Origin of the sequence: Pseudomonas sp. X4 (assembly GCF_040784925.1) — a bacterium.
Taxonomy (GTDB): Bacteria; Pseudomonadota; Gammaproteobacteria; order Pseudomonadales; family Pseudomonadaceae; genus Aquipseudomonas; species Aquipseudomonas putida_Z.
Map to the genome: position 1 here is coordinate 5,166,810 of NZ_CP160798.1, position 8,629 is coordinate 5,175,438.

Here is an 8,629-nt window from a genome sequence, read left to right on the forward strand (position 1 = left end):
CAGGTGGGGGCTAATGCGAGGAGTGTACAAGAAGGGCTTGGCGGGCGCAGGTTTGCGCGGGGGCAAATGGTTTTTTGCAGGCGGGCATTGTCGGGCCTCCCAAGCCCGGCGCGAACCCTGTAGGAGCGGCCTTGTGTCGCGATAGGGCCGCAAAGCGGCCCCAATGATTTCACTGTGATACGAAGACCCTGGGGGCGCTTCGCACCCCTTTCGCGACGCAAGGCCGCTCCCACAAGGGTGCCGCGTCAACCGTCCAGGTCTGCCGCTGCATGCCGCTCCGGCACCTGGCTGGCCTCATCCCCCCAGGTCCGGTTCACCCGTGTGCCACGCTGCACCGCCGGGCGCAAGGCAATCTCCTCGGCCCAGCGCTGCACATGTGGGTACTCGTCCACCGCCAGGAACTCCGCCGCGCCATACAGGTTGCCGCGCACCAGCTGGCCATACCACGGCCACACGGCAATGTCGGCGATGCTGTATTCCTCGCCGCCCAGGTAGCGGCTTTCGGCCAGGCGCCGGTCGAGCACATCCAGCTGGCGCTTGGCTTCCATGGTGAAGCGGTTGATCGCGTACTCGAACTTTTCCGGCGCATACACATAGAAGTGGCCAAAGCCGCCGCCCAGGTATGGCGCCGCGCCCATTTGCCAGAACAGCCAGTTCAGGCTTTCGGTGCGTGCAGCTGGCGCTTTCGGCAGCAAGGCACCGAACTTTTCCGCCAGGTACAGCAGGATCGAACCCGACTCGAACACCCGCACCGGCGGCTCGACGCTGCGGTCGAGCAGGGCGGGGATCTTCGAGTTGGGGTTGACCTGGACGAAGCCGCTGGAGAACTGCTCACCCTCGCCAATGCGGATCAACCAGGCATCATATTCGGCGCCCGGGTGGCCCAGCGCGAGCAGCTCTTCGAGGGCGATGGTGACCTTGACGCCATTGGGCGTGGCCAGGGAGTACAGCTGCAGCGGGTGCTTGCCCAGCGGCAGGTCCTTGTCGTGAGTCGGGCCGGCAACCGGGCGGTTGATGCTGGCGAACTGGCCGCCGGACGCTGCGTCGTTGCGCCAGACCTTGGGTGGCACGTAGGCGGGCTTGCTCATGCATGAATCTCCTTCATTGGCGCGAAACGGTCACGTAGAGACGTGGACCTGCATCTATGCCACGGGTTCGACGAAAAGCGCAAATGCATAGGGCGCGGGCGTGAAGTGCATGACTTCGCTTTCATCCAGGTTTCATCCGGTGCAGCCCAGGCCGGTTCTATGCTGGGCTATCTCTTCGCCCTGCAAGGAACCGCCGGCCGATGACTCTCCCACGCTGCGTGTTGGCGCTGGCCCTGTTCGGCAGCTTGTTGGCCAACGCCGAGGCTGCGCCCTGGGTTGCCGGCCTGCACCACATGACCCTGGCCGACCCGGTCGACGCGCGGCCCATGCAGGCGCTGGCGTTCTACCCGGCCATTGGCAATACCCGCAGCAGCCGGATAGACGGCTACCCGATCGACGTGAATGAGGAGGCGCCGGTAGCGTTGGGCCAGTTCCCGTTGCTGGTGCTGTCCCACGGCAATACCGGCAGCCCGCTGGCCTTGCACTACCTGGCGACGTCGCTGGCACGCCAGGGCTTTATCGTGGTGGCGGTGGTGCACCCCGGCGACAACGCCCGCGACCACAGCCGCCTGGGCACCCTGAGCAACCTGTATGGCCGGCCGCTGCAAGTCAGTGCCGCGATTACGGCCGCCCGCGAAGATGCCTTGCTGGGGCCCTACCTGAACGGTGGCAAGGTTGGGGTGATCGGCTACTCGGCCGGTGGTGAAACCGCCTTGATCCTCTCAGGCGCGCGCCCCGACCTGGACCGCCTGCGCAAGTACTGTCTGGAGCGCCCGAACGACGCCGACGCCTGCAAGACCCACGGCGTACTGATTGCCGACCGCAGCGAGCTGGTGCCAGAGGCCGACCAGCGGGTGGGGGCGGTGATGCTGATGGCGCCGCTCAGCCTGCTGTTCGGGCGCCATGCCTTGGCCGGGGTGCAGGTGCCGGCGCTGATCTACAGTGGCGACAGCGACCAGCTGGTGGCGGTGGACCGCAACGCCGAAGCCCTGGCCCGCAAATTGCCGGTCACACCGGACTATCGCCTGCTGGCCGGCGCCGGCCACTTCGTGTTCATGGCCCATTGCGATGCCGAGCAGTCCGTACGGATGCCGGCGCTGTGCAAGGATGCCGCAGGCGTGGACCGTCGGCACATCCACCATTCCCTGCAACGTGAAGCCGCGGTGTTCTTCAGCCAGGCGTTGGGCGCGCCGCAGCCGGCCGAGCGTTCAGCCGCGAGCGGCGCGCCGCGCCAGCAACAGCGTTAGGCCGACACCCGCCAGGGCGAGCAGGGCGGCCACGCAGAAGATCGAGGCATAACCCAGGTGCGCGGCCACCGCGCCCATCACCGGCCCGGCGATGGCCAGGGCCATGTCGAAGAACACCGCGTAGGCACCCAGCCCTGCGCCGCGGCTGCTGCTGGGTACCTGCTTGATCGCTTCCACTCCCAGCGCCGGGTACACCAGCGACAGCCCGAAACCGGTAAGCCCGGCACCGATCAGCGCCCACGGCGGCGATGGTGCCAGCCACAGCAGGCTCAGGCCGAGCACTTCGGTGGCCATGCACGCGACCGCCACGTTGTAGCCACCAAAACGGTTGACCGCGTTGACGAACAGCAGCCGGGAAATGATGAAGCACACGCCAAAGGCACTCAGGCACCAGGCCGCGCCCGCCCAGCCGCGCTCCAGGTAATACAGGGTGACGAAGGTGGTCAGGGTGCCGTAGCCGATAGAGGCCAGGGTCAGGCCCAGGCCACAGGGTGCGACCCGGCCGAAGGCCGACCAGAAGGGCAGGCGCTCGCCACGCACCACCACCACGTCCGGCCGCTTGCGCAGTACCAGCAGGGCCGATACCGCCAGCACCAGCAATGCCGGCCCCAGCACGCTGAAGTCCAGCCCGTCCACGGCCAGTACACCCAAGGGGGCACCAATGGCGATGGCGCCATAGGAGGCGATACCGTTCCAGGAAATCACCCTGGCGGTGTGCTCGGGCCCGACCTGGCTGATGCCCCAGCTCAGCGTGGCCACGCCGATCAGCCCTTGGGCGATGCCCAGCAGCAGGCGCCCGCCGAGCAACAGCGCCAGGCTCAGCAGCGGTAGCGTCAGGGTCCAGGCCGATAGCAGGGTCAACACCCCGCAGCCGGCAATCCCAAGCAAGCCGAAGCGAATGGCCTGCTTGCCCCCCAAGGTATCGGCGATGCGCCCGGCAAACGGGCGGCTGAGCAGGGTGGCCAGGTATTGCAGGCCAATGGTCAGCCCAGCGACCACCGCGCCAAACCCCAGCTGGTCGTGCACATGGCTGGGCAGCACGGCGATCGGCAGGCCGATGCAGAGGAAGGCAATGAAGGTGTAGAAAACGATCGACAGGATCTGCAGGGTAATTTGCAGCGTGTTGCTGGCGGGGGCGGGTTGTTGCGCGGTCATGGGCTCGTTCGCGGGCGGGCGGTTGGGCGTGGTCCCATCATGGCCGTTGCGCGAAGGAAATGAAAGCAGGCTAACGAATTATTCGTCGGGCAGTGCCAGCCTGTGGGATCGGCGGTGGATTCTTCGCGGGTGAACCCGCTCCCACAGGATTTGCATAGGCCTCAAGTGCTACGCAGTCCCTGTGGGAGCGGGCGTGCCCGCGAAGAGGCCGGCCCAGCCATGCAAGATGCCACTACACCCTGGCTACGCAGATAATCGTCATTCGCGGGCTCGCCCGCTCCCACAGGATTTTGCATAGGCCTCAAATGCTACGCAGTCCCTGTGGGAGCGGGCATGCCCGCGAAGAGGCCGGCCCAGCCATACAAGATGGCCAGGCCGCCGCATCAATCAGACCACTACACCCTGGCTACGCAGGTAATCGTCATTCGCGGGCTCGCCCGCTCCCACAGGATTTGCATAGGCCTCAAGTGCTACACAGTCCCTGTGGGAGCGGGTTTACCCGCGAAGAGGCCGGCCCAGCCATACAAGATGGCCAGGCCGCCGCATCAATCAGACCACTACACCCTGGCTACGCAGGTAATCGTCGTAGGTACCGCTGAAGTCCACCACGCCATCAGCCGACAGCTCGATGATGCGCGTGGCCAGCGACGACACGAACTCACGGTCGTGGCTGACGAACAGCAGGGTGCCCGGGTAGTTTTCCAGCGCCAGGTTCAGCGCCTCGATCGATTCCATGTCCAGGTGGTTGGTCGGCTCGTCCATCACCAGCACGTTCGGCTTCTGCAGGATCAGCTTGCCGAACAGCATGCGGCCTTGCTCTCCACCGGAAATCACCTTCACCGACTTGAGAATCTCGTCGTTGGAGAACAGCATGCGCCCGAGGGTGCCGCGGATCACCTGCTCGCCGGAGGTCCACTGGCCCATCCAGTCGAACAGGGTCATGTCGTCTTCGAAGTCGTGGGCGTGGTCCTGGGCGTAGTAGCCCACTTCGGCGCTGTCGGTCCACTTCACTTCACCCTTGTCCGGGGTCATTTCACCGACCAGGGTGCGCAGCAGGGTGGTCTTGCCGATACCGTTGGGGCCGATGATCGCCACGCGCTCGCCAGCCTCGATGGTGAAGCCCAGGTCCTTGAACAGCACCTTGTCGTCGAAGGCCTTGGCCATTTTCTCGACGGTGACGGCCTGGCGGTGCAGCTTCTTGGTCTGTTCGAAGCGGATGAACGGGCTCACCCGGCTCGACGGCTTGACCTCGGCCAGCTGGATCTTGTCGATCTGCTTGGCCCGCGAGGTGGCCTGCTTGGCCTTCGAGGCGTTGGCCGAGAAGCGGCTGACGAAGGTCTGCAGTTCGGCGATCTGGGCTTTTTTCTTGGCGTTGTCCGACAGCAGCTGCTCGCGGGCCTGGGTGGCAGCGGTCATGTACTCGTCGTAGTTGCCCGGGAATACGCGCAGTTCGCCGTAGTCCAGGTCGGCCATGTGGGTGCAGACACTGTTGAGGAAGTGCCGGTCGTGGGAAATGATCACCATGGTGCTGTTACGCGCGGTGAGGATGGTTTCCAGCCAGCGGATGGTGTTGATGTCCAGGTGGTTGGTCGGCTCGTCGAGCAGCAGCACATCCGGGTCCGAGAACAGCGCCTGGGCCAGCAGGACACGCAGCTTCCAGCCCGGTGCCACTTCGCTCATCGGGCCGAAGTGCTGTTCCAGCGGAATACCCAGGCCCAGCAGCAGTTCACCGGCACGGGATTCGGCGGTGTAGCCGTCCATCTCGGCGAATTCGGTTTCCAGCTCGGCGACGGCCATGCCGTCTTCCTCGGTCATTTCCGGCAGCGAGTAGATGCGATCGCGCTCGGCCTTGACCTTCCACAGTTGGCCGTGGCCCATGATCACCGTGTCGATCACGGTGAATTCCTCGTAGGCGAACTGGTCCTGGCGCAGCTTGCCCAGGCGCGTGTTCGGCTCGAGCATGACCTGGCCGCCGGACGGCTCCAGGTCACCGCCGAGGATCTTCATGAAGGTCGACTTGCCGCAACCGTTGGCGCCGATCAGGCCGTAGCGGTTGCCGTTGTTGAATTTGACGGAAACGTTTTCGAACAGCGGCTTGGAGCCGAACTGCATGGTGATGTTGGCGGTAGAAATCAAGTGCTTGTCCTGCGGGGGTTCCAGAGGTGTATTTAGGCCATCTCGTCAGTCTTGGGCCAATTTTGGGCCAATTCGACTCGGGGCGGCAGCTTCTCCAGCTCCCTCCAGTCCGAGGAGGAGCTGATCCATTTCGCGTAGGTAGAAAGCAACATCTCGACGCTGTGACCAAGCTGGTTCGCGATGAACGCGGGTTCATCCCAGACATCAGGCATAGGGTGGCGTAGGTGTGGCGGGTGTCGTACTGACGGCGTTCACGGATGTTCAGCGCCTTGGGCGCCGATTTGAAGTGGCGGATTGTAACACTTGGTTCGTTGATCCACAGCCCACCTTTGCTCGGCTGGAACAGAAATGGGCGGATCGGGTGCGCTGGCTTGGGATGCCCTGCGCTGGAGAGTTGCCATCCTCTAGGCCTGCTGGATGGCATTCAGCGCGCGCTCGTTGAGCAGCACTGATCTGCAGATACTTCTACGCGTCGCATAGAGGCGCGAGATCTTGGCCAGCTCGGTATGGCTGATGGCAGGGATACGGTCCTCATCGCAATAATCGCAGGCGCCGCGCTTACGATCCTGCATCGCTGCGCATTCAGATCATACGCTGAAGCGGGTACATCAGCTCGGCACCTTGGTTGCGCACATTCCCCACGGCGATACCCACCCGGTACCACTCGAAGGCTTCGGCCGGCTCACCCAGGTTGAGCACCAGTTGTTCTGCGCGCTCGCTGGGCATTGCTGCCGCGATCCACTCGTACGCGAGCTCTGGCGACAACACGACAGGCCGGCGGTCGTGAACGTCGACCATTCCGCCCTGAGCGTCGGCGGTAATGATGACGAACCCGTCGTGCTCGGTGCCGGTGAACTGGCCGATCGAGGCGCAAAGGGCAGGGTGCCCATCCTGGCGGCGGATGTAGTACGGCTGCTTCTTCGGCCCACCTTCATCAACCCATTCGTACCAGCCGTCGATAGGGGTGATGGCCCGGTGCGGCCAGATCGCCCGGAAGAATGGGCCATGCGCCACCTTCTCGACCCGCGCGTTGATCGGCGCAGCGCGATCGTTTGCCCAGTGCGGCCGCCATCCCCACTTCACCAGGTCCGCTCGTGGGCCTGCGTCATCCATCCGCAGTACTGCCACCAGCGTGGTCGGCGCGATGTTGTACCGGCCAAGCGGCTGGTCGCCGACGTTGTTCCGCCAGGCCTCTGGCAGGCTCAGGGTTTCAACGAAGTCATGTATGCCACGGTACTGGCTGAGCCTTCCGCACATATTCGCTTCCTCCGAAACCATGAGCATAGGCCAGGGCATGGTTCCTCGGGCACATGGCAGCAGGGGGCCGAGCATGGACGGAGCGACCCTGATCGGATGTGTCACGGTTTTGGAACAGCAATTGCTTTGACCCTGAGGCATTGATCATTCGGGGAACGCAAAAATGACTCAGGATGACCGCTATTACATGGCCTTCGTGGTGGTTGCCGTACTGCTCCTGGATCTGGTGGCGACACTGGTGTTCCTGAAGGCCATCGCCTGACCCCGATTGTGGGTTCAGCCCCCCCGGAATCGGGGCACCAGCAGGAAGGCAATCCGGTCTTGGTCGGGTTTTGCTCGCGCTCTGGCGGGTTCATGGCCATACGGTACCGGAATGTCCTGCGCATGAAATCGCTGGCAAGAAGACCAACGGCCGGCCCCTGCCTGAACATCCCTCCTTTGTGCGGTCCAACGTAAGCAAGGCCTGGTTTCACCTGGCCGGAGGTACGCACATGAAACGCAAGACTGCATGGGTCGTGGTGTTGTCAGGGTTGCTGCTGCTCGGTGGTTGCTGGCCATACTGGCACCACGGTGGGCATCACGGCGGCGGTCATCACCGGCATTTCAACGATGGATACCATGGTGGCCAGGACTACCGCCGCTATTGATGCAGGCAGCATCCCTTCCGCTTGCGGCCAGGCCTGTGCGAATACACTGCAAGACAACGCAAACTCGCCCAGGCTGGCCTGTCTGGAACTTGCCCGCTTATCCATGAACGAAGGTTATCTTCGCGGGGAAAGCCCGTCCTGAAACCTATATAGCAAACAAGCATATTGCCCGGCTGACGTTGAGCAGTAACATGGGCAAACAAAAACCAAAAAAAGGCATGCGGCTTGGCAACACTTTCCCAAGTTACTCGATGGGGCGACAGGAGCGTGTCGCGTGAAGAGCTCAAGATCGGTAGCAGGTGCAATACTGATATCCACTTTCGCCACACTGTTCATGGCAGGCTGCGCACATGACCCCGATGTGCGGGAGGGCCATGGGTATGCGGCCGGGGCCACGGAAAGAAGTACGCCGGCGTACCTGGGATGCGTCAAAAGCGAACTTCAAGGGAATGTGAAAACCTACCAGGTCGATGGCGATAACTCGGTCAGACTTTTCGTCGATAGTACCGACCCCGACAAGGCGGGTGGCCTGGTCGAGGTGCGGGGCACGGGTAACCAGCGCCAGTTCGCGGCCTATCAACGCGATGCCTGGTACGACCATGGCAGGCTGCTGGATGCCGCGCTGATGTGTTCTAAAGCATGATCGACTGACCCTCGCGAACAAAATGCCCGCCCTCGAGAGCGGGCTTTTTGCATTTGCTGACTCCAGCGGCAATAATCCGCTCATTTGAACGGAGAGCACCAGGTTGGAAGCAAGAAGCATTGTCGCGGAAATGTTCATTGGAATGCCGACGCATTTCTGGGTGTTGCCGGTTGCCGGCCTGGTCGCCTGGTTCGGCCTGAAATGGGCCGAGCAGTCCGATAACCGCGCCACCATGCTGCGGACCGTGACCTACCTGCTGCTCATCGCGTTGGCGGTGTTGCCCAACGGCTTTTATGCGCTGTTTCCACCGTCGCCCGACATGCCCGAGCTGTTGTTGAATCGTGTACCGCTACCGAACTACGAAGGCCGCTTCTATCTGGATGCGTTCTACGTGTTCAGTGGGTGGGCACTGAGCAAAGTGGCAAAGCTCAAGTTCAACTAAGGGAACGCTGAACG

At 63.2% G+C, this 8,629-nt stretch carries 9 protein-coding genes and 1 pseudogene; 4 read left to right on the top strand and 6 right to left on the bottom strand.

Annotated features, from left to right (window positions below; translation table 11 throughout):
* Nucleotides 1–245 precede the first annotated feature (245 nt).
* Nucleotides 246–1,088: a glutathione-dependent disulfide-bond oxidoreductase gene (yghU, locus tag ABX298_RS22975; RefSeq protein WP_025338969.1), complete on the bottom strand. Its 843-nt coding sequence runs from the start codon at nucleotides 1,086–1,088 to the stop codon at nucleotides 246–248.
* Between the two features lie 200 nt (nucleotides 1,089–1,288).
* Here yghU and ABX298_RS22980 point away from each other — a divergent pair, with 200 nt between their 5' ends.
* Nucleotides 1,289–2,335, top strand: a complete 1,047-nt coding sequence (locus tag ABX298_RS22980) for an alpha/beta hydrolase family protein (protein WP_367393693.1) — start codon at nucleotides 1,289–1,291, stop codon at nucleotides 2,333–2,335.
* Here the strand turns inward: ABX298_RS22980 and ABX298_RS22985 are convergent.
* From ABX298_RS22985 to ABX298_RS23005, 5 genes and pseudogenes are all read right to left on the bottom strand, one after another.
* On the bottom strand, nucleotides 2,297–3,490 hold the full coding sequence (locus tag ABX298_RS22985) for an MFS transporter (protein ID WP_286101821.1): 1,194 nt from the start codon (nucleotides 3,488–3,490) through the stop codon (nucleotides 2,297–2,299). The two genes, ABX298_RS22980 and ABX298_RS22985, sit on opposite strands and share 39 nt — an antisense overlap.
* A 549-nt stretch (nucleotides 3,491–4,039) precedes the next feature.
* On the bottom strand, nucleotides 4,040–5,626 hold the full coding sequence (locus tag ABX298_RS22990; protein ID WP_025338972.1) for an ABC-F family ATPase: 1,587 nt from the start codon (nucleotides 5,624–5,626) through the stop codon (nucleotides 4,040–4,042).
* Between the two features lie 32 nt (nucleotides 5,627–5,658).
* A pseudogene (locus ABX298_RS22995) lies at nucleotides 5,659–6,027 on the bottom strand (integrase).
* Nucleotides 6,028–6,030: 3 nt separating this feature from the next.
* Complete coding sequence (locus tag ABX298_RS23000; RefSeq protein ID WP_157896959.1) at nucleotides 6,031–6,198, bottom strand: hypothetical protein; 168 nt, start codon at nucleotides 6,196–6,198, stop codon at nucleotides 6,031–6,033.
* A gap of 10 nt (nucleotides 6,199–6,208) precedes the next feature.
* Nucleotides 6,209–6,883: an SOS response-associated peptidase gene (locus ABX298_RS23005; protein WP_084785173.1), complete on the bottom strand. Its 675-nt coding sequence runs from the start codon at nucleotides 6,881–6,883 to the stop codon at nucleotides 6,209–6,211.
* A gap of 491 nt (nucleotides 6,884–7,374) precedes the next feature.
* Between ABX298_RS23005 and ABX298_RS23010 the strand changes: the two genes are divergently transcribed.
* The 3 genes from ABX298_RS23010 (at nucleotide 7,375) to ABX298_RS23020 (ending at nucleotide 8,615) form a co-directional block, all read left to right on the top strand.
* Nucleotides 7,375–7,530, top strand: a complete 156-nt coding sequence (locus ABX298_RS23010) for a hypothetical protein (RefSeq protein WP_155951619.1) — start codon at nucleotides 7,375–7,377, stop codon at nucleotides 7,528–7,530.
* A gap of 274 nt (nucleotides 7,531–7,804) precedes the next feature.
* Nucleotides 7,805–8,173: a hypothetical protein gene (locus tag ABX298_RS23015; RefSeq protein WP_075045126.1), complete on the top strand. Its 369-nt coding sequence runs from the start codon at nucleotides 7,805–7,807 to the stop codon at nucleotides 8,171–8,173.
* 130 nt (nucleotides 8,174–8,303) lie between these two features.
* Nucleotides 8,304–8,615 (top strand): hypothetical protein, encoded by a 312-nt coding sequence (locus tag ABX298_RS23020; protein WP_075045127.1) that lies wholly within the window; start codon nucleotides 8,304–8,306, stop codon nucleotides 8,613–8,615.
* Nucleotides 8,616–8,629 lie beyond the last annotated feature (14 nt).

Excerpts from the sequence above, each read along its gene's own strand:
- yghU (WP_025338969.1), bottom strand. The coding sequence starts at position 1,088 with ATGAGCAAGCCCGCCTACGTGCCACCCAAGGTCTGGCGCAACGACGCA.
- ABX298_RS22980 (WP_367393693.1), top strand. The coding sequence starts at position 1,289 with ATGACTCTCCCACGCTGCGTGTTGGCGCTGGCCCTGTTCGGCAGCTTG.
- ABX298_RS22985 (WP_286101821.1), bottom strand. The coding sequence starts at position 3,490 with ATGACCGCGCAACAACCCGCCCCCGCCAGCAACACGCTGCAAATTACC.
- ABX298_RS23000 (WP_157896959.1), bottom strand. The coding sequence starts at position 6,198 with ATGCAGGATCGTAAGCGCGGCGCCTGCGATTATTGCGATGAGGACCGT.
- ABX298_RS23005 (WP_084785173.1), bottom strand. The coding sequence starts at position 6,883 with ATGTGCGGAAGGCTCAGCCAGTACCGTGGCATACATGACTTCGTTGAA.
- ABX298_RS23010 (WP_155951619.1), top strand. The coding sequence starts at position 7,375 with ATGAAACGCAAGACTGCATGGGTCGTGGTGTTGTCAGGGTTGCTGCTG.
- ABX298_RS23020 (WP_075045127.1), top strand. The coding sequence starts at position 8,304 with ATGTTCATTGGAATGCCGACGCATTTCTGGGTGTTGCCGGTTGCCGGC.